Origin of the sequence: Paenibacillus sp. FSL H8-0048 (assembly GCF_038002825.1) — a bacterium.
Lineage (GTDB): Bacteria > Bacillota > Bacilli > Paenibacillales > Paenibacillaceae > Paenibacillus_AQ.
The window spans coordinates 981,997-1,001,597 of record NZ_JBBODF010000001.1 but is presented as its reverse complement, the minus strand read 5'-3'; the positions used below and the strand labels follow the sequence as shown (position 1 = coordinate 1,001,597).

The 19,601-nt window shown below is 50.0% G+C and carries 20 protein-coding genes; 18 read left to right on the top strand and 2 right to left on the bottom strand.

The features are described from left to right. Window positions 1–33: 33 nt before the first annotated feature. On the top strand, window positions 34–543 hold the full coding sequence (locus NSU18_RS04350; protein ID WP_341148341.1) for a GNAT family N-acetyltransferase: 510 nt from the start codon (window positions 34–36) through the stop codon (window positions 541–543). Between the two features lie 67 nt (window positions 544–610). Here NSU18_RS04350 and NSU18_RS04345 read toward each other — a convergent pair whose 3' ends face one another. Next, window positions 611–1,150 carry a DUF4303 domain-containing protein gene (locus NSU18_RS04345; protein WP_341148340.1) on the bottom strand — a complete coding sequence of 180 codons (540 nt, stop codon included), beginning with the start codon at window positions 1,148–1,150 and terminating at the stop codon, window positions 611–613. 189 nt (window positions 1,151–1,339) lie between these two features. On the opposite strand from NSU18_RS04345, the gene NSU18_RS04340 reads away from it, so the two are divergent. The 4 genes from NSU18_RS04340 (at window position 1,340) to NSU18_RS04325 (ending at window position 5,540) form a co-directional block, all read left to right on the top strand. Beyond that, on the top strand, window positions 1,340–2,458 hold the full coding sequence (locus tag NSU18_RS04340; RefSeq protein ID WP_445321787.1) for a phosphodiester glycosidase family protein: 1,119 nt from the start codon (window positions 1,340–1,342) through the stop codon (window positions 2,456–2,458). Window positions 2,459–2,585: 127 nt separating this feature from the next. Then, window positions 2,586–3,518 carry a LysR family transcriptional regulator gene (locus NSU18_RS04335; protein ID WP_341148339.1) on the top strand — a complete coding sequence of 311 codons (933 nt, stop codon included), beginning with the start codon at window positions 2,586–2,588 and terminating at the stop codon, window positions 3,516–3,518. Between the two features lie 15 nt (window positions 3,519–3,533). After that, window positions 3,534–4,649: a 5-methyltetrahydropteroyltriglutamate--homocysteine S-methyltransferase gene (locus tag NSU18_RS04330; RefSeq protein ID WP_341148338.1), complete on the top strand. Its 1,116-nt coding sequence runs from the start codon at window positions 3,534–3,536 to the stop codon at window positions 4,647–4,649. A gap of 435 nt (window positions 4,650–5,084) precedes the next feature. Next, window positions 5,085–5,540 carry a GNAT family N-acetyltransferase gene (locus NSU18_RS04325; RefSeq protein ID WP_341021687.1) on the top strand — a complete coding sequence of 152 codons (456 nt, stop codon included), beginning with the start codon at window positions 5,085–5,087 and terminating at the stop codon, window positions 5,538–5,540. A 101-nt stretch (window positions 5,541–5,641) separates the two neighbouring features. On the opposite strand, the gene NSU18_RS04320 is transcribed toward NSU18_RS04325, so the two are convergent. Continuing rightward, window positions 5,642–6,052, bottom strand: coding sequence for a hypothetical protein (locus NSU18_RS04320; RefSeq protein ID WP_341148337.1), 411 nt, complete (start codon window positions 6,050–6,052; stop codon window positions 5,642–5,644). Window positions 6,053–6,608: 556 nt separating this feature from the next. Between NSU18_RS04320 and NSU18_RS04315 the strand changes: the two genes are divergently transcribed. From NSU18_RS04315 to NSU18_RS04255, 13 genes are all read left to right on the top strand, one after another. After that, window positions 6,609–7,097, top strand: a complete 489-nt coding sequence (locus NSU18_RS04315) for a DUF7689 domain-containing protein (protein WP_341148336.1) — start codon at window positions 6,609–6,611, stop codon at window positions 7,095–7,097. A gap of 29 nt (window positions 7,098–7,126) precedes the next feature. Further along, window positions 7,127–7,807: a hypothetical protein gene (locus NSU18_RS04310; RefSeq protein ID WP_341148335.1), complete on the top strand. Its 681-nt coding sequence runs from the start codon at window positions 7,127–7,129 to the stop codon at window positions 7,805–7,807. Between the two features lie 585 nt (window positions 7,808–8,392). Further along, window positions 8,393–9,955, top strand: a complete 1,563-nt coding sequence (gene lysS / locus NSU18_RS04305; RefSeq protein ID WP_341148334.1) for a lysine--tRNA ligase — start codon at window positions 8,393–8,395, stop codon at window positions 9,953–9,955. Between the two features lie 94 nt (window positions 9,956–10,049). Then, window positions 10,050–10,769 carry a YebC/PmpR family DNA-binding transcriptional regulator gene (locus tag NSU18_RS04300; protein WP_076078109.1) on the top strand — a complete coding sequence of 240 codons (720 nt, stop codon included), beginning with the start codon at window positions 10,050–10,052 and terminating at the stop codon, window positions 10,767–10,769. Between the two features lie 89 nt (window positions 10,770–10,858). After that, entirely contained in the window at window positions 10,859–11,293 is a 435-nt protein-coding gene (locus tag NSU18_RS04295) for an NUDIX hydrolase (protein WP_341148333.1), read from the top strand. A gap of 18 nt (window positions 11,294–11,311) precedes the next feature. Further along, window positions 11,312–12,076 carry a TSUP family transporter gene (locus tag NSU18_RS04290; protein ID WP_341148332.1) on the top strand — a complete coding sequence of 255 codons (765 nt, stop codon included), beginning with the start codon at window positions 11,312–11,314 and terminating at the stop codon, window positions 12,074–12,076. 23 nt (window positions 12,077–12,099) lie between these two features. Continuing rightward, window positions 12,100–12,534 (top strand): GNAT family N-acetyltransferase, encoded by a 435-nt coding sequence (locus NSU18_RS04285; RefSeq protein WP_341148331.1) that lies wholly within the window; start codon window positions 12,100–12,102, stop codon window positions 12,532–12,534. 3 nt (window positions 12,535–12,537) lie between these two features. Further along, window positions 12,538–13,710: an alanyl-tRNA editing protein gene (locus NSU18_RS04280; protein WP_341148330.1), complete on the top strand. Its 1,173-nt coding sequence runs from the start codon at window positions 12,538–12,540 to the stop codon at window positions 13,708–13,710. Window positions 13,711–13,859: 149 nt separating this feature from the next. Next, window positions 13,860–16,211, top strand: coding sequence for an ABC transporter permease (locus NSU18_RS04275; RefSeq protein WP_341148329.1), 2,352 nt, complete (start codon window positions 13,860–13,862; stop codon window positions 16,209–16,211). A gap of 34 nt (window positions 16,212–16,245) precedes the next feature. Further along, the gene (locus NSU18_RS04270) at window positions 16,246–17,028 is read left to right on the top strand and encodes an ABC transporter ATP-binding protein (protein ID WP_341148328.1); all 783 of its coding nucleotides are present in this window, start codon (window positions 16,246–16,248) and stop codon (window positions 17,026–17,028) included. Between the two features lie 29 nt (window positions 17,029–17,057). After that, on the top strand, window positions 17,058–17,738 hold the full coding sequence (locus NSU18_RS04265) for a response regulator transcription factor (protein WP_341148327.1): 681 nt from the start codon (window positions 17,058–17,060) through the stop codon (window positions 17,736–17,738). Next, window positions 17,725–19,017, top strand: coding sequence for a sensor histidine kinase (locus NSU18_RS04260; protein ID WP_341148326.1), 1,293 nt, complete (start codon window positions 17,725–17,727; stop codon window positions 19,015–19,017). Before NSU18_RS04265 ends, NSU18_RS04260 begins: the two co-directional genes overlap by 14 nt. Window positions 19,018–19,046: 29 nt before the next feature. Next, entirely contained in the window at window positions 19,047–19,355 is a 309-nt protein-coding gene (locus NSU18_RS04255; protein ID WP_341148325.1) for a hypothetical protein, read from the top strand. Window positions 19,356–19,601: the final 246 nt, after the last annotated feature.

Below are 19,601 nucleotides of genomic sequence, written 5' to 3'. Positions count from 1 at the left end.
TTACTTTGGAACGGAAAGGAAAAAAACGACCTTATGAGTCAATCAATTCATATCCGCCGAATGAAGTCCGAGGACATGACATGGATACATGAAGGGCTGGCCCCACATGATGTCAGCAAACCTTTAGAGTATATTGAACAATGCTGGGAAGAGAACGAAGGGGGGGAGCGGCTTACGCTCGTAGCCTTTCGTGAGAATGAGTTTGCTGGCTGGGGACATATCGTCTACAGCTCTCACTATCCTTATTTTGCAGAGAATCTCATCCCTGAGATCCAGAATCTTGATGTGATTCCCACCCTGCGGAAAAGCGGCATCGGCAGTATGCTGATGGACGCTCTCGAAGCAGAAGCCTTCGCCGGATTTGACACAATCGGCATTGGTTTCGGACTGTATGACAGTTATGGTACGGCCCAAAGGCTGTACATCAAACGGGGGTATGTCCCGGATGGCCGGGGACTCATGTATGACAATCTGCCAGTGGTTCCAGGAAGTCAGGTGCGGGTGGATGATGAGCTTACTCTATATTTGGTGAAATCAAGGTAGCGCACGAATTACCATTACTACAGCGGCAGTCAGGGGGGGTAGCCCGGGCTGCCGCTGTTTGGTTTCTTTAGCTTTCAGCATCATAGCGTGTTAAAAACTCTGAAACCAATGCAGGATTTGTCATCAGCTTCACCGATTCATTCTCTAATTCCTCAGCCAGCTCATCGTCGGTCATGGATATAAAGAAGGTAATGTCTTCTTTGGTTTGATTATATTTTGTGAATATATCGTCCTTGGTTTCATTGACAATCTTGACAATGATTTTGACCATTTCATCTTTATATTGGTATACATTATCCTGTGCATATAAAAAACGGCTGATATGATTGAAATGCGAATGCTCGCCATATTGGAACTCGGAAATTCCCCATCTGTAATAAAGCTCGGTTTCAGCATCATCACATAACCCTTCACTTCTCATATCGGAAATATGTCTGGCAAGGGATTGCTCTGTATTGACAGCAAGGAACAGAGTGACAAAGTCGCTATCCGTCCCGACTGCGCAGGCATATACCTTCTCATGTGCTGCTTCCTCTAAAATACCTTCAAGGTCCGCCACAAACCCCTCACGTATCTGTTGTTCAAATTCAGTCAGAAATGCGTTCATGATAACCCTCCTTATATTATGTTTAGTATGACTTCACTCTACCATAATTTAGCTGCAACATAAGCAGTTTACAGTTTATGGACAGAGAATTAAACAAACTGAAACTTTTAAATCCGGAATTTCGTCTATCATGGAAGTTGTGAGTTTGTAGATTTAACCATTATCAGTTTGTTAGGGAGGATTTCAGAAGTGAGCTCTTTACCACAACGTTCTACTGTCCGCAAGAAGAAGAAGCCGGCGCCGAAGCGCAAGAAAAGAGGTTTCTTCCGCACACTATTCAGGGTGTTCATGGTCTGTTTCATTCTGGTTATAGCAGCCGGAGGCTGGCTCTATTTCGCACCGTCGGCCAAGAATACGCGCTTCCTGATTGCAGATACGCTGATTACGACTCAACACCGGCACTGGGCCAAATATATTATCGGCGAAGAGGAACTGAAGCACCGCGTCAGCGATTATACCAAGCGCTTCGAGGAGATGGGCGACGAGGTAGATACCCATGAGATCAAGCCTGAGCCTGTAAAGGAAGCTGAGCATACACCGCTGGTCCAGGTTAAAGAGGTATCGGGCAGCGGCTATAGAGGCTATGTCATGATTGTGAACGATCCCAAGAAGGTGCGCCTGGGTGTGCCGAGCAAAATCGGCTCCGGGGAAAAGGTATCCAGTATGGTGCAACGCACGGGGGCAATCGCCGGGGTGAACGGCGGCGGCTTTGCCGATCCGAACTGGAAGGGCAATGGCTTCAAACCGATCGGGCTGGTGATCTCGCAAGGGAAGCTGTTCTATAATGGGCTGGGCGGCAAGAAATCCACACAGATTGTCGGCATTGATAAGGAAGGCAAGATGATTGCCGGGAATTATACCCTGGACCAGCTCAGCAAGATGGGCGTGCAGGAGGCAGTGACTTTTCAGCCACGGATTATTGTGAACGGTAAAGGCCAGATTAAGAATGCCGCCGAAGGCTGGGGCATCGCGCCAAGAACAGCTATGGGCCAACGGGCAGACGGTGCGCTCATCTTTGTAGTGATTGACGGACGGCAGCCGGGCTACAGCATCGGAGCGAACCTGTATGATGTGCAGCAGATTATGCTGAAGCATGGGGCGGTCATCGCAGCCAATCTGGACGGGGGATCTTCGACGGTGCTGGTGAAAGACAATGAGATTGTCAACAAGCCCTCTTCGCAGTATGGGGAGCGTTACTTGCCGACGGCATTCCTGGTATTCGATGACCCTGAGAACGCGAAGATCAAGAATATCTGGGAAGGGCTGGACCCGGCCAAAATCGACGCAGGCAAGAAGCGCACCCAGTAACATCCGCCAGGCCACCTTCTTCAATAATCTATAGTAGATCAGACGCGGCAGGTGTGCTAGGATAACAAGTAAATTCTTATTTTGATGAACCTGCCAGATGAAGTCCTTGATCGGAGGGGGAGAAGGTTTGACTTTGCAGCAGCTCCGCTACGCGATTGAGATTGCGAACAGCGGCTCTATGAATGAAGCGGCCAAACGGCTATTTGTGTCGCAGCCCAGCCTCTCGAATGCTATCAAGGAGCTGGAGAACGAGCTTGGCATCACGATTTTTGAACGGAATAACCGGGGGATCAGCATCTCGGCGGAAGGCATGGAATTCCTGGGCTACGCCCGGCAGATTATTGAGCAGACCGAATTCATGGAGAACCGCTATACCGGCAAGAAGCGCAGCCCGATCTATTTCTCGGTATCTACACAGCATTATGCGTTTGTTACGGATGCTTTTGTGAAGCTGATGAAGGAGAGTAAGGTGCAGGAGTACAACTTCAGCCTGAGAGAGACGCAGACCTATGAGATCATCGAGGATGTGCGTACCCTGCGCAGCGACATCGGGATTCTGTATATCAACGAGAGCAACTACAAGATCATGAACAAGCTGTTCAGTGACGGGAACCTGAAGTTCACTCCGCTGTTCAATACGAATCCGCATGTCTATGTGCGGGCAGGGCATGTTTTGGCTGCAAAAGAGAGAATTACGGCGGAGGACATTCATCCGTATCCTTACATTACTTTTGAGCAAGGGGATAATAATTCGCTGCATTTCTCGGAGGAGATGCTTAGCTTCACGCAGATCGAGAAGAATATTAAGGTGACCGACCGGGCCACGCTGACTCATTTGCTGCTCGGAAGCGATTCGTATACCGTAGGGACTGGGATTATGGCCTCTGAGCTGGATGATGCGGGGCTGATCACGATTCCTTTTGACAGCAAGGAAGTGTTCTCTGTCGGCTGGATCGCCCACAAGGACCGCAAACCGAGTGAGATTATGTCTACATATATTGATATTCTGAATGATCTGGTGTCGGGTAATGTTTTCGAGCTTGAATCTTTCTTACTATAAGAGCAGGAGGGACGTATGAGCAGTCCAGTGATCGGATCGACAAGAAACGCACCGCCCTTCCGTTACGATGTTGTCGGGAGCTTCCTGCGTACAGAGGAGATCAAGAATGCGCGCAGCCTGCACGCGGAAGGTGAACTAACTGCGGGACAGCTGCAGGAAATTGAGAATGTGGAGATTCTGAAGCTGCTGGAGCAGGAGAAGGCACTTGGGCTGAAGGCGGTAACTGACGGCGAATTCCGCCGTTCCTGGTGGCACCTGGATTTCTTCCTGGGGATGGAAGGGACAGGCAAGATTACGCTTGGCCCTCCAGGCGCTTCCAAGGAGCAGACGAACCGGGCGGAGAGCTTCAGAATTACCGGTAAAATCGCCTTCGGAGACCATCCCATGGTCAGGGAGTTCCGCACCTTGCAGCAGATGGCCGGAGAGACCATGGCCAAAATGACGATTCCTTCCCCCTCGTTGTTCCATTTCGTGCAGGAGTATAACGGAAACGAAATTTATTCCGATACCGAAACGCTGTACGGCGACATCATTCAGGTCTACCGGACGGCGATTCAGGCCTTCTATGATGCCGGTTGCCGTTATCTGCAGCTGGACGACACCACCTGGGGGACGCTGTGCAGCGGCAGACATCGGGCCCATCTGCGTAGTAGAGGTGTTGACCCGGAGCAGCTGGCAAAAGACTACGTCCGGCTGATCAACGAGAGCATTGCCGGCCGCCCGGCGGACATGACCATTGCTCTGCATGTATGCCGGGGCAATCTCCGCTCGACCTGGTTCGCCGCCGGAGGGTACGGGCCGGTCGCTGAGGTGCTGTTCTCGAACACGAACGTGGACGCGTTCTTCCTCGAATACGATAATGAACGCTCAGGCGACTTCGAGCCGTTGCGCTTCATCCGGGACCAGTTCGTGGTGCTGGGACTGGTGACGACCAAGCATGGCGGTCTGGAGAGCAAGGAGCAGCTCATCGCGCGTATCGAAGAAGCAGCGCAATATGTAGATATCAACAAGCTATGTCTAAGCACACAATGCGGCTTCGCCTCTTCGGAGGAAGGCAACATTTTGACGGAGGAAGAGCAGTGGGATAAGCTTCGGCTGGTGATTGAGACGGCGAATGAGGTATGGGTGTAGCGCTCAGTGGATCGGGATTAATTGGTGTGAATTGGGGAGGATTGCCCAGTGTGGCGATCCTCCTTTTTGTCGAAGGGCGCTAGGCAGCGGGCTGTGGCGGATCATAGGTGGATTTCCTCCACTTGCTGATGAAGGAATGGACTTTGCCGGGACAACAGTTGGATAAACGACACTTAAGTTCTTCTATATTACGCCGAAGCGGCATATATCGATGCAGAAGTTGCTGTTTTTCCACTTGCTTTCCTGAAAAGATTAGAAACCGGGAAATTAAGATACGTTATTCCATTTATTTCAGTCCTGCGGAGGCTCAAGTGTTCGTGTGCTTCTTGTGATAGCCTTTTTCTTTAACCATTCTATACCAACCGTAGAGATTCCCACCACAGTATAATGTTGAAGAAGTTTAAATGCTGAAACTGGATCTTTGGAGGGAATATGATGGTTATTGAACTACGACCTGTAACGGCCGAGAACTGGTATGATTGCACATTGCTGAAGGTGAAGCCAGAACAACAAAGCGTTTTTCCTGCTCCGGTGGTTAATTGGATTGCTGAGGCAAAATTTGTGCAGGAGTTTGAACTTCTGGCTATTTATTCAGGAACTGTGGTGATAGGATTTATTGTTTTTTGTACTACTCCCGATGAGGACGGTAACTGCTGGATACCAGCCCTTATGATTGATGAACATCATCAAGGACAGGGTTATGCCAAACAAGCCTTGGGGAAGTTAATCGAGTATATGCGAAATGAAGGGTGTACCCGATTAATGATCGGACATAGACCCGACAATCGGATTGCCGGAATGTTGTATGAATCGCTTGGATTCCAAAAGGTCAGTGAAGAGTTATACGACGGTGAGGTTGTACGTTGTCTGGAGCTTAATCAATGCATTTGACCACAAATAGCCCTCCTGCAAAGAGGGCTGATCGTTTGGCCATATGAGCCGGGACATTCAATTCTAATAGTCGCATAGACCTGAATCGTGATTTCTTACTGTTACATACTGTTGAGAGCTTTTTCTATTTTCACTCCGAACTCTGTTTCGTTTAGCTTGGGTGTCTGAGTCTTAGAATCTACGAGGGAGTAGTACAGAACTAAATAATTTCCAGATTGGTAGATAATTGGTGCGTGGGAACTAAGAAGCTGAATACTTTCTTCAAATTGCTTTTTTCCAGCTTCTCGTTTCTCCTCCGATCCAAAATCGTAAACTTCTATGATTTCCTTATTACTCAGTTTATAGCTAACAGGTTTAATACCCTCAAGCATTTGGTCGTCAGGTGATTCAATTTGTGTAATGTTTTTTTCAAGGGACATCATGGCTTCATTCACGTTAGAATATTTTGGTTGCGAAGAACAAGCAATAAGAAATAAAAAGCTAATAAAGGTGAAAAATAGATTTTTTTTCATGAATAATCCTCCTTTTTTGTTAATTCAGAATCAATAAATTGTGAGTCAAATTTAGAGCTGATCTCCTTCTCAGGACACAGATAAGGTGAGACGAGACCCGCCTATTATATTAATTATATTTGACGTTGTATCTTCGTATTCCTTGCTGCCAAAATAACGAAACCAAGCTTAACCTATTTAAGGTACTCTTTTATCCACTGTTCAAGCTATAATGCATCCTTTAACTTTAATGATGCTTTGGAATGTTGGAATTACGAGTCAGTGATCTTCTATATATCTTTTAACTCCATGAAATTCAATTATGATCATTATATCTTTTATTAACCATAATTTCCTTTTCGGTGAGGGTGAAAGTGAAATCTTCGGTTTTAGAAAGGTGGAAATGTCACCCAGCTTTACGAGTGCAAAAAAAGTCTCATATTGAATTGAATATATAAGGTTTAAATAAAATTATTTGTCGAAAAAACATTACTTATGTACTATAGAGAAAAATAATATGGTAAATTATACTTTATAAATACATTAAATATAAAAAAAACAAAAAGGAGGAATATCTATGAATCTAAAGAAATACCTAGCTACTGGAGTTGTAACAGTTGCAGTTTTTTGTGCAGGGGGGCTAACGGCATTTGCGGGTTATACTAGTGATTTCAGCTTTCCAAAATCTACTTACGAATCTATGGTCAAAACATCGGGCAATTATTATTATCTAGCGGCTGCAACTCCTAATTATAACTGTTTAGGATATGCGCTAGGTGATACAAATAACTGGGTATGGCCATGGGGAGGTAGTAACCCTACACTGCAACAAGCCAATAATTACATGACTTCCCAAATGTATAATCCGTATCCATATAGTTCTGGCGCCTCGAATGTAAAGATTATTGCATATGGTACATCTACAAATAATGTCACTCACTTCTCTAAAGCAGAAGGGACTAATTACTCTAATGCAAAATGGGGGAAGTTAGAAAGAATCCAATCTTTAGGATGGGATCCATATACATCGAATGTATACGGAGCAGCATTACAAGTTTATAAATAATGAATAAAATATTTGATTGAGGTGATAAAATGAATAAGAAAATGCTTGTCGGAATTTTCGCCCTCGGCTTTACTGTTACTTCTTCTTTATATGCGGTACGTGCAAATGCATCTGTTGAGAAACAAATTGACCAGAATCTTAATGGCTTGGCCACTCAACTGCAAGCAGAAGTTACTAACAAAACTGAGCTTGCCATGAGTAGTAATCCTTATGATTTTATCAAAAATAGCGAAGAATATACTAATATTGTGAACATTGGACCGGATGCTATTCCAATTTTGGAAAAGAAAATTGATGAAAGTGAAGGTAGTGGTCTATTTGATTATATTTTTGCGGTTGCTATCGAAGAGATTTCAAAAGTTGATTTGAAAGAAGAACAAAGTACGGCATGGGCTTATGGTGATAAATTTTCTGAAAAATGGAAGGTTAAATTGAGTACACTTCCTGCAGAAGTTGAAAATATCGCTAATTCTGATTTATCTGAGAATGAGAAAATTACTTCTTTGACCAAGCTTGGTCTACCAGCAGTTCCATTTATTATGGATCAAGTCGAGTCTGGTAAAACCGAACTCTTTCCAGTAGTTCTGACTTTGGTTCCAGATGCTCAAGCGAAATCCCTGACAGCTATTGATGAAGTACAATGGGCTAAGGATCACAAGGATACATTTGATGATCTTAAAAAGTATGTTTTATCCAAAAATAATGAGTGATTATCTTTAAATGAAGCGAAATAAAGTCCAAGAAAACCTTAAAACGAGGTAGTTCCTCAGTCATAGAGGCACTGCCTTGTTTTCATTCTTAAAAGAGCTATTTTTCCATGTGGTAGGAACAGTGAATATCTCAATCATAGAGTAAGTGATTTACTCAAAGCTTTAGCCTTGATATAGTAATGATTTTCAATTTTCCTCCGTTGACAAAACCATCCATCCCAGCGTAAAATGGCAAATAACAACTTACAGCAACAAGCGATGAAGAGAAGAGTAAGCAGGCGGCAGCGTTCACAGAGAGCTCCAGAGTGGTGAAAGGGAGCAGCGAAGCGCCTGATCTGAAAAAAGTCTCCGAGCTGCATAGGGAATTGGGCACAGGGTGTCCAAGGATGGTATGCCGGGATCTCCCGTTACAGAGATAGGGTATAAGCGTTATGGCCGTACCCGAAGAGGCGGATGAGGCAACTTGTCCGTGAACAGAGGTGGTACCACGAAGCTGATTCAAGCTCTCGTCCTCAAGATATTAATCTTGAGGGCGGGAGCTTTTTTGCTTTTTGCGTTTTATATCAAACAGTAGAGGTGATTGACATGCATTGGGCAGAGAGAATGGCAAACCGGTTAATCGCGGAGCATCCGCAGCGGCAGACGTATGTATGTGCGTCCGGGATCAGCCCGTCCGGGTCTGTTCATATCGGGAATTTCCGCGAGGTGGTGACGACTGCATTTGTGGCGAAGGCGCTGCGGCGGGCGGGGAAGGAGGTGCGGTTTATTTTCTCGTGGGATGACTTCGACCGGTTCCGTAAAGTGCCGGCCCACGTAGACCCTGGCTTCGCTCAGTATATTGGCCTGCCGTATTCGCAGGTGCCTTGCCCGTATGGCTGTCATGCTTCATATGCGGCCCATTTCGAATCGGAATTCGAGCAGGCGCTTCAGGTATTTGAGATTGAGCTGGAGTTCATCTATCAGAGCCGGGAATACCAGTCAGGCCGTTATAATCCGCAAATTCTGCATGCCCTGCGCCGCCGGGGAGAGATCTACGATATCCTGATGTCCTTCAAAACAGGCGGGAGTTCGGCAGAGGAACGGGCAGCGTTCTATCCCATCCATCTCTATTGCGGGCAATGCGGCAAGGACTCGACAACCATTCTGGGTTATGACGACACGGCGGAGACCGTATCCTACCGCTGCGGCTGCGGTCATTGCGATACCGTACATATTCCGCAGGCGGACAATATCAAGCTGCACTGGAAAATTGACTGGCCGATGCGCTGGCAGCAGGAGCAGGTTGGATTCGAGCCGGGCGGCCGGGATCATTCGTCAGAGACAGGAAGCTATAATGTGGCGGCGGTAATCGCAGAGCAGATCTTCGGTTACTCGCCGCCGGTGTATGAGCCATACGAATTCATCAGCATCAAAGGCAGCTTCGCCAAAATGTCCAGCTCCTCCGGAAATAATTACACTCCGGATGATCTGCTAGAGGTCTATGCCCCTGAGAACATCCTGTTCCTGTTCGCCAAATACCAGCCGAATGCCGCCTTTCATATCGGGCTGGATGAGGATGTGCTGCGCAATTATGCGGAGTTCGAGCGGTATGCTGCGGGAGCACTGGCAGGCACATTAACGGGCGATCTTGCGGATGCGCTGGAGCTGTCCCTGTTAAGCGACTCTCTAGTGAGCACTGGAAGCACCGCAAGCTTCGGTCAGGCAGCCAGTCTGCTCCCGTTAATAAACTTCGACAGGGAAAGGCTCCGGGAGATGTTCACCAGAAATGGTGTGGAGATGGATGAGCTCCGGCTGCAGAGGATGGCGGACCGTGCGGAGTACTGGATCAGAAACTGGATGCCGCATAAGCTGGTGACGATTCAGAACGCGCCCAACTATGCGTATTATCATTCCCTTACCGGAGTGGAGCTGAGATGGCTGCGGAGCCTGTGCAGTCTGCTGCGGAGCAGGGAGCTGGACGAGACGCAGCGGATGACCGAAATCTACGCTATTGGTCATCATGAAGACAAGAAGACAATGCGCAGCCAGCAAAAAAGACTGTTCATCATCATCTATCAGCTGGTGCTTGGTGCTGAGGAGGGACCGCGTCTGCCTTGGCTGATTCAGGCGGCGGGGACGGAGCGGATGCTGAATTTGCTGGATTTGTGAAGGGGCTTGGACGGCCCTTTACGGGATCGATTGAAGAGAGGTATAATATACAAGACTGTTTTTAATTAAATGTTGGAAAGTGAGCGGTAACCATATGGGTCGTAAATGGAATAATATTAAGGAAAAGAAAGCATCCAAGGATGCTAATACAAGTAAGGTCTACGCCAAGTTCGGGGTAGAAATCTATGTTGCAGCGAAGAAGGGCGAGCCTGATCCGGAATCCAACCGGGCGCTGAAGGTCGTTCTGGAACGGGCCAAGACCTACAATGTACCGAAGGCGATTATTGACCGTGCCCTGGAGAAAGCCAAGGGCAGCGGCGATGAGACCTACGTTGAGCTGCGGTATGAAGGCTTCGGTCCAAGCGGCTCAATGATTGTAGTTGATGCGCTGACGAATAACGTCAACCGCACGGCTCCGCTGGTCCGTTCCACGTTCAGCAAGAACGGCGGCAACATGGGCGTCAGCGGATCGGTTACATATATGTTCGATCCGACAGCGGTCATCGGGGTGGAAGGCAAATCAGCAGATGAGGTTATGGAGCTGCTGATCGAAGCAGATCTGGATGTTCGTGATGTGCTGGAAGAGGACGAGGCAGTCATCGTGTATGCTGAGCCGGACCAGTTCCATGCAGTACAGGAAGCCTTCCGCAGCGCGGGAATCACGGAATTCACTGTAGCCGAGCTGACACTGCTCCCGCAGAACTATGTAGCTATTCCTGAAGATGCGCAGGCCCAGTTCGAGAAGCTGATCGATGCGCTTGAAGAATTGGACGATGTGCAGCAGGTCTACCACAACGTGGATTCGGAAGAATAGAATAGCGGTCACATCAGTAAGCGGGCAAGCCGATTTCCAGGCTTGTCCGCTTATTCTTTCGTGAGCTGGAGTGGAGGGGAAGAGCTGGAATGGAAGTCTTTCGATTCGTGAGCGTGGTTCATGTATTTCTGATCAAGGACGGGCAAGTCCTGCTATTGCGGCGCGCAAATACGGGACATCATGACGGGGAATATGGATTGCCTGCCGGGAAGCTGAATGGCGGCGAGCCGCTTCATACCGCTGCCATCCGCGAGGTCCGGGAAGAATGCGGTGCTGTTATAGCTCCCGCCGAGCTTACCCTGATCGGAACGATGCACCTGCGTACCTCCGGGGATGAGCGGGTGGATTTCTTTTTCAAGGCGGAGCAGTGGACCGGAGAGATCTGCAACATGGAGCCGGACAAATGCGCTGACCTAAGCTGGTTCCCGGTAGATGCGCTGCCGGAGAATATCATCCCGTTCGTACAGGAGGCGTGGAATACATTCAGGAATGGCGTCTGGTATGCTGCTCACGGATGGAATTAGAGGGGGAATGGCGCAGTAATGGAAGACTGGACGCTCAGTATGGTACTTATATTGGTGATATGCGGATTTCTGGCCGGGTTAATTGACTCTGTAGTGGGCGGCGGCGGTCTGATTGCGATTCCGGCCCTGCTGTCGGTCGGCATTCCGCTTCACCTGCTGCTTGGCAGCAGCAAATTGGCGGGATCGATGTGCTCGCTGACCAGCACCGCCTCGTTCGTGCGTTCCGGCAAAATCAATTTCAAGCTGGTCCGCACCCTCATCCCGTTATCCGTCATTGGGGCGATGGCCGGAACGCTGACTGTCCGTCAGGTGCCTTCCGAGTTCCTGAAGCCGCTGGTGATCGTGATGCTGATCGTAATTACCCTCTATACCTTGTTCAAAAAATCCTGGGGAGATATCTCCACCTTCTCCGCGAAAAACGGCAGGCTGCGCCTGGCCGGAAGCATGGCGGCACTGGTTATCGGCTTCTATGACGGGTTCTTCGGTCCGGGAACGGGGTCGTTTCTGATTTTTGCTTTTCTGATGATGGGGTTTGAATTTGTAACCGCCGCAGGCAATGCCAAAATCCTGAACTTCGCCAGCAATATCACAAGCCTGCTTACGTTCATTGCCCTGGGCTCTGTCAGCTACACCTATGGTCTGATTCTGGGGATTCCGATGGTCATCGGGGCCATTGTCGGCTCTAAACTGGCTATCCGCAAAGGGGCGGCGTATATCCGGCCGTTATTCATTACAGTCACTGTGATATTGATCGGCAAGCAAATATGGGATACGATGCATTAAGCACAACTAATGGAGTGGATGAGATGGAGATCAAGCTTATACATAAGGAAGAAGTCTGGAAGCTGAGGCATGAAGTCATGTGGCCTGAGCGGGAGCCGGATTATATTAAGCTGGCTGATGACGATCAGGGTAAGCATTACGGGCTGTATGTGGGAGATCGTCTGGTATCGGTGTTATCCCTGTTCGTCAACGGCACAGAAGCACAATTCCGTAAGTTTGCTACCCTGGAACTGGAGCAAGGCCAGGGCTACGGCAGCAAGCTGCTGAAGACGGTTCTGGCGGAAGCGGAGCAGGCGGGGGTGCAGCGGATTTTCTGTAATGCCAGAACCTATAAGGCAGGCTTCTATAAGAAATTCGGCATGCAGAGAACGGATGAAGTATTCAGCAAAGGCGGCAAGGATTATGTGGTCATGGAGATGTTCTTCGGGCCTGCAACGGATGCGAATGGGGGAGCTTAAGGGATGACCAAGAAGCTATATTATGATTCAGCTTATATTCAAGCATGGAGTACCGTCATCACCTCTACGCTGGAGCGTGAAGACGGGAGCTATGTGACGCTTGCAGAGACGGCTTTCTACCCGCACGGCGGCGGACAGCCTTGTGATACGGGAACCATCGGCGGGATTGCTGTGCTGGATGTGGTGCTGGAGGATCAGCAGGTGCTGCATAAGGTAGCACAGCTTCCTGGGCAGACTGAAGTGGACTGCTCCATCGACTGGACACGGAGATTCGACCATATGCAGCAGCATACCGGTCAGCATCTGTTGTCGGCGGTATTCCGCGAATTATATCAGGCACTGACACTGAGCTTCCACCTGGGCAGCGATTATGCCACAATAGATCTTGATCTGCCGGAACTATCTGCGGCGCAGCTGGCGGAGGCTGAACAAGAGGTGAACCGCAAGATCTACCGGAATCTGGCGATTACGAGCTACTTCGTGACTGCAGAGGAAATGGCCAAGCTGCCGCTGGTGAAGCTTCCTAAGGTAACGGAGGATATCCGGATTGTCGAGATTGAAGGTGTCGAGCATAACGCCTGCGGCGGCACTCATGTCGCTTTGACCGGGGCGATTGGGATGATCAAGCTGCTGAGGTCCGAGAAGCAGAAGGGGAATATTAGAATTACCTTCAAATGCGGAGACCGGGCGCTTGCGGAATTCAACGATCATATGCAAATTATGAGTCAGCTATCCGCCCGATTCAATACAGGCAAGGACGAAATTATGGACCGGCTTGGAAAATGGGAGCAGGAGCAGAAGCTGCTGGTAACGGAGCTGGCTGCCGTGAAGGAGCAGAATGACAGCTATCTGGCCCGGGACCTGTTCGCTTCAATGGAAGAGGGCAGCGGGGTGCTCACCCATATTTCGGATGATAGACCGCTTAAGGATCTCCAGAGTCTGGCTGCGAAGCTGACGGCGCTGACCGACCTGCCGGTGCTGCTGCTGAGTGCGGCGGAGAATAAGGCGGTACTCGCGCATAGCGGATCTGCGGATTTCTCATGCGGCGCCTTCTTCAAGGCTCACCTGGGCGGCTACCAGGGCAAGGGCGGGGGCAGCGACAAGCTGGCACAGGCCGGATTCCCGTCATGGGAAGACGCACTCGCATTTTACAATTTTGCCAAAGCACAATTCTGAGGTAGGGCAAGTAAGGAGCTATGGAGCGTTTATGCCGTAGCTCTTTTTGCTGTTTTCATAGGGTGAGCAAGGATTGGACCGATTTAAGGATTATTTAACAATTGCCTGCTTATAATCAGGACAGAGCTTGACGAAGGGAGAAAATCAACGTGTTCCTGACTATTCTAAAAAAAGATTTGCGGCGCAAAAAGGTGATGAATACCGTTCTGCTGATCCTCATCATCCTGGCCTCCACACTAGCCGCAAGCAGCTCCAGCCTGATGTATTCTACCTCCAGCGCCCTGGGCAGCTTCATTGAAGCCAGCAAGGTTGCAGACCTTAATATCACGCTGGCCAATGACCCCGGCTATAACTCGGCAGTAGAAGGCTGGGTGAAGCAGGAGAAGAAGGTAGAGACAGCTTATACCGAACGGCAGCTCAATCTCTTCCTGAATCAGATTACGATGCCTGAAGGCCGCAAGAGCTTCTCGGGAAATGTAAGCTTCGTGCTGTCTGCCATTCCTGAGCAGGTGAACCTGGTCTTCGGTGAGGACAATGAGCGATATTCACTTCGCCCGGGGGAGATCGGTCTTCCAGCCAGCCTGATGCTGGGCAGCGGCATCGTGCCGGGAGAACAGCTGAAGCTCAAGTTCGGTGAGACTACGAGAACGTTCACGGTGAACAGTTACTTCAAGGATGCATTCATGGGGGCAGATCTGCTGGGATTGAAGCGCCTCATGCTGTCGACAGAGGATTTCAAGGAAATAGAGAGGCTGGTGCCCGAAGATAAACAGATGAATCTATGGAGCTTCGTGGCGGCACCGGGTGTAGCATCTATGGAGATATCGGCTTCTTTTGCGAACAGTGATCTGCCCATCAGCTTCGAGGTGGATAAGGCGCTGGTCAAGATGACATATATGACGGACCGGATCATCTCAGCCATGATGTTTGCAATCAGCGTGTTCCTGATCTTCATTGCGTTTCTGACCCTGCGCTTCACCATTGTCTCCACCCTGCAGGATGAATACAAGGAGATTGGTGTTATGAAGGCCATCGGGTTCAGGAACCGGGCGATCAAGCAGCTCTACCTGACAAAATATACAGGGCTGGCCTGTCTCGGCGGTGTCCTCGGACTCGGCATCAGTCTCCCCTTGACTGCGCTGATGTCCCGCAAAACCTCGCAATATATGATTCTGCCCGCAGGCAGCATCAATATAATGATCTCGGCGCTTAGTACGCTGGTCATGATCGCATTCATTCTGCTGTTCTGCTTACTCTGCATGCGCAAGATTAACAAGGCATCGGCCATCGATGCCATCCGGCAAGGCCAGACCGGCGAACGCTTCAAGGCATCCCGGCGCATTCATTTACATACAAGCCGTTTCCTCCGGCCCCCGTTCTTTCTCGCACTGAGCGATGTACTGAACCGGCTCAAGAGCTATACGTCGCTCATCCTGACGCTGATCTTAAGCTCGGCGATCATCCTGATCCCGGTCAATCTGACCAATACCATCGTGACACCTAAGTTTCTGGAATATTTCGGGACGATTGGTGCGGATTTTTATGGCCCAACCGTTGTGGCAGAGAAATCCGTAGAGCAGATCCAGCAGGAGAAGGCGCTTCTGTCCAAGCGACTGAAGGATCAGGGCTTCGAGGTCACGCTTACAGCGAATTATACGGTAAATACCAAATATATCTCCGATAACGGAGAAGCCAACCGGCGGATCAACGGCCAGAAGAATGATCAGAACGGGTCTGTTGAGATTCTGGAGGGAACGGCCCCGCTGCTGAAGAATGAAATTGCAATTACGGCCATCATGTCCGCGAAATACGGGAAGCGGGTGGGCGACAATATTACTTTTGAAATCGGCGGGGTTAAGGGGACCTTCATGATCAGCGGACTGTTCCAAAGTATCTCCAACGAAGGGTACGCGGTCTGGATTGCACGGGACTATGAGCTGAAGACAATACCCGCTTATATGTTCTCCGGCGAACTCCATGCCCCAGAGCAAGCAAGGGCAGGAATAATGAAGCAGATTCAACAGCAGTTCCCGGAACAAGGCATCAAAACCTCGCTCGAACTGCTGGGAGAGATCACCGGCGGCTTCATGGGCCAGCTTCACAGCATCAATGGGCTGCTTACGGCTATCATCTGCCTCATTTCGTTCTTCATCACCTGTCTATTCGTCAGACTGATGATTGCGAAGGAGGTCTACGGCATTGCTGTCATGAAAAGCATTGGCTTCACGAATGCCGCGATCCGGCGGTGGCAGGCGCTGCGTATTCTGATCATTATCTCCGTCTCGCTGGTGCTGGGCGTCATCGCTGCGAATACCCTTGGCGGCCGCCTGCTCGGTCTCATCTTCCGGATCTTCGGACTGACCAGTCTCCGGCTGAATATTCTTCCGCTTCAGGTCTATCTGCTGTATCCGCTGCTAATCCTGGCTGTGGTTATGCTGGCGGTATACACAAGCTGCGGCCAGATCAAGCGTGTGCAGATATGGAATATGAATAAGGAATAGGCTTAAATTTTAAAAGAAAAGAAGGAGTGGCGAAATGGCAGCAGTACTTGAAGTAACCAACCTATGCAAAACCTATATCGTCAATAAAAGTCAGAATAATGTTCTGCGGAATATCAATTTCACGCTTCATGCAGGAGAGTTCGTGTCTGTCATGGGGCCGTCCGGTTCGGGCAAGTCTACGCTGCTCTATACCGTCAGCGGGATGGACCGGCTTACTGCGGGCGATGTGGTTTTTGACGGAGAGAGTCTTTCGCGGCTCTCGGAGAAGGGCATGGCTGAACTGCGGCTGCACAAAATGGGCTTCATCTTCCAGCAGATGCATATGCTGAGCAATCTCTCCGTTTATGATAATATTATTCTATCAGGCTATCAGTCGCTGAGCGGCAAGGGAAACGGGCAAAGACGCAGCCGCAGCGAGGTGAATCAATACGCTGATGAGCTGATGCGCAAGCTGAACATTATGGAGACGGCGGGCCATGATATTACAGAGGTGTCCGGCGGACAGCTGCAGCGGGCCTGCATCTGCCGGGCGCTTATCAACAAGCCGGCAATGCTGTTCGCCGATGAGCCGACAGGTGCGCTCAATTCCAAAGCTGCACAGGAAGTCATGTCCGAGCTCTGCCGGATCAACCGGGAAGGAACAACGCTGATGGTGGTTACACATGATGTGAAGGTAGCCGCGCAGAGTGATAAGGTGCTGTATATGGTGGATGGCAATATTCAGGGCGAGCATGTGCTGGGCAAATATATGCCGGAACAAGGCCCGAGGGAACGCGAACGCAGCCTGACCGGCTGGCTGATGGAGATGGGCTGGTAGGAAGCTGCAAGCAGCAGGAGGAGAGAGGCGTGGCGGACATTCTGATCATTGAGGATAATGCGGAGCTGGCGGAGGTGATGAAGGATTTTTTGCAGGTGGAAGGATATTCTGTATGCAGTATGGCCTCTGCGGAAGAGGGCTTGGCTTACTTGGAGACGAGTGCTGTCAAGCTGCTGCTGCTCGATATTATGCTGCCCGGGCTGGATGGCTTCGCCGTATGCAGAATCGCCAGGGAGAAGTACAATCTGCCGATTCTGATCATGAGCGCACGCCATGGCGATGAGAGCAAGATTATCGGGCTTGAGCTGGGAGCGGACGACTACCTGGAGAAGCCCTTCTCGGCTCCGCTGCTGACGGCCAAGGTCAAGGCGCATCTGCGGCGGAGCTATGAGATGAACGAGAACAAGCTGCTGCTGACCGATGGCGAACTTACGGTGAACCAGACCGCAAGAGCAGTGTATAGAAGCGGCCAGACGCTCGGGATGACGGCCAAAGAGTACGAGCTTCTGGTGCTGATGATGAGCAACAAAGGCAAGGCGCTGCGCAAAGAGTGGTTGTTCCAGCAGGTGTGGGGCGCAGACAGCTTCAGTGAGCCGTCCACGCTGACCGTACATATGAACAAGCTGCGGGACAAAATCGAGCAGAACCCCAAAGAGCCAAGACGCATCGTCACCGTCTGGGGAGTGGGATATAAATATGAAGGCATTTAACAGGCTGATGCTCTGGACATTACTTCTCGGTCTGACGTTCGTAGCGGCTCTGAATGGATATGTATCCTACAGGGAGACAGGGGCAGGGACACCCGGGAAGGCTTATAGGATAGAGATCAACCGGATCTATGACCAGGTGCAGCGAGGTATTCCTATGGAGGAACTGCAGCCGGATGTGAACCGGTACACCTACGTGAACGGCTTAAGCTGGATCGGAAAGGAAGCGGGACCGGATGAGGTTCAGCGCTTTTTTGCCGGTAACGGGGTGGAGGACGCAAGTGAATTCATGGTCAAGCCCTTGTATGCGGACCAGCAAAGTACAGGATACTTAAGGTTCTCTTACCGGATGCCCGGGCAGGATGTGCATACGCTTCTGGTGTTGAATCTGTTCCTGCTGGCGGCGCTTGGCGCGGTTATGGTGCTGCTGTTCTACATCCGCAAGCAGATTCTGCGGCCGTTCCATACGCTGCAGGAGCTTCCTTATGAGTTATCCCGGGGGCAGCTGAACATAGGCATGAAGGAGCACCGGAGCCGGTTCTTCGGCCGGTTCGTGTGGGGGCTGGACCTGTTGCGGCAGACACTGGATGCCCAGAGAGAGACGAATCTCCGCCTGGAAAAAGACCGCCAGACGCTGGTCGCGTCCCTCTCGCATGAGCTCAAAACCCCAGTCGCCACAATCAGGCTTTACGCCAGCGCCCTTGCGGACAGCCTCTATGACAGTGAAGTCAAGCGGCAATCGGCCGCCCGGATGATTGGTCAGCAAGCAGAGCAAATGGAGCAGCTGATCGGCGGGATCATCACCGCGTCCGTCTCCTCTTTGCAGAATGTAGAGGTGGTTCCGGGAGAATTCTATCTCAGCGGGCTGATCCGCAAGGTTCTCCATAACCATAAGGAGCGGCTGGAGCTGCTGAAGGTGGAGCTTGAAGTAGGTGCTTATCAGGACAAGCTGCTGCTTGGGGACGAAGAACGGCTGCATGAAGTAATGAATAATCTCATTGAGAATGCCATTAAGTATGGAGATGGCAAGTCTATCTCTATTACCTTCCGTGAGGAGGATTACCGCCAGCTGATTGTGATCGGGAATTCTGGAGAGCCGCTGCTCCTGAGCGAGCTGCCCCACATCTTCACCAGCTTCTGGCGCGGGTCCAATGCGGACGGCAAGCCGGGCAACGGCCTCGGCCTCTTCATCTGCAAGCAGCTGCTACGAAAGATGGGCGGCGATATTTACGCGGAGCCGGTGGAGCGGGGCATGCGGTTTGTGCTGGTGCTTCGGTATTGAGTTGATATACATACATGGAGGGAAGCGCAATGAATAAGCTTTTGGAACTGCAGCCTGAGAATTTTGCTGCAGTTTATGATTTTTATGCCGGTAAAAAGCAACACCTTCCTGCCTTATCCGTCCTGCTGGAGAATTATCCCGGGCGGGTATTTGCTGATCATATGGAAACGCCGACACTGGCTGTGGTATGGGCTACGGGGAGATGGATGTATGCTGCCGGAGATATTAGCAGTGAGATTAACCGGCTGAAGCTGATGAGCTTTTTGCAGACGGTAGTCGTACCTGATTGCCAGCAGAGGCACGAGAAAGGGGTCGTGCCCGCAGAGAGAGCTCAATAAAGGTTCATTCACCTTAGTGAGATTTGCAGGTGGGAAATAGCTGGATTTACTACACTTGCTGAGGAGCTAGTGGCTTCTGGTGGGGCAACAGTTGGAGAAACAACACTTAATTAATCATAATTCGGACCTAAGGGCAAAAATGGACAGGATTAGATGCTGTTTTTCCACTTGCTTCCGAAAGATTTATAGATATGGATAAATTAAGATACATTATTCCACCTAAAGGTATTTTATCAAAGAATAAAA

Excerpts from the sequence above, each read along its gene's own strand:
- NSU18_RS04330 (WP_341148338.1), top strand. The coding sequence starts at position 3,534 with ATGAGCAGTCCAGTGATCGGATCGACAAGAAACGCACCGCCCTTCCGT.
- NSU18_RS04280 (WP_341148330.1), top strand. The coding sequence starts at position 12,538 with ATGACCAAGAAGCTATATTATGATTCAGCTTATATTCAAGCATGGAGT.
- lysS (WP_341148334.1), top strand. The coding sequence starts at position 8,393 with ATGCATTGGGCAGAGAGAATGGCAAACCGGTTAATCGCGGAGCATCCG.
- NSU18_RS04315 (WP_341148336.1), top strand. The coding sequence starts at position 6,609 with ATGAATCTAAAGAAATACCTAGCTACTGGAGTTGTAACAGTTGCAGTT.
- NSU18_RS04320 (WP_341148337.1), bottom strand. The coding sequence starts at position 6,052 with ATGAAAAAAAATCTATTTTTCACCTTTATTAGCTTTTTATTTCTTATT.
- NSU18_RS04350 (WP_341148341.1), top strand. The coding sequence starts at position 34 with ATGAGTCAATCAATTCATATCCGCCGAATGAAGTCCGAGGACATGACA.
- NSU18_RS04290 (WP_341148332.1), top strand. The coding sequence starts at position 11,312 with ATGGAAGACTGGACGCTCAGTATGGTACTTATATTGGTGATATGCGGA.
- NSU18_RS04260 (WP_341148326.1), top strand. The coding sequence starts at position 17,725 with ATGAAGGCATTTAACAGGCTGATGCTCTGGACATTACTTCTCGGTCTG.
- NSU18_RS04345 (WP_341148340.1), bottom strand. The coding sequence starts at position 1,150 with ATGAACGCATTTCTGACTGAATTTGAACAACAGATACGTGAGGGGTTT.
- NSU18_RS04285 (WP_341148331.1), top strand. The coding sequence starts at position 12,100 with ATGGAGATCAAGCTTATACATAAGGAAGAAGTCTGGAAGCTGAGGCAT.
- NSU18_RS04270 (WP_341148328.1), top strand. The coding sequence starts at position 16,246 with ATGGCAGCAGTACTTGAAGTAACCAACCTATGCAAAACCTATATCGTC.
- NSU18_RS04255 (WP_341148325.1), top strand. The coding sequence starts at position 19,047 with ATGAATAAGCTTTTGGAACTGCAGCCTGAGAATTTTGCTGCAGTTTAT.
- NSU18_RS04295 (WP_341148333.1), top strand. The coding sequence starts at position 10,859 with ATGGAAGTCTTTCGATTCGTGAGCGTGGTTCATGTATTTCTGATCAAG.
- NSU18_RS04310 (WP_341148335.1), top strand. The coding sequence starts at position 7,127 with ATGAATAAGAAAATGCTTGTCGGAATTTTCGCCCTCGGCTTTACTGTT.
- NSU18_RS04300 (WP_076078109.1), top strand. The coding sequence starts at position 10,050 with ATGGGTCGTAAATGGAATAATATTAAGGAAAAGAAAGCATCCAAGGAT.
- NSU18_RS04325 (WP_341021687.1), top strand. The coding sequence starts at position 5,085 with ATGGTTATTGAACTACGACCTGTAACGGCCGAGAACTGGTATGATTGC.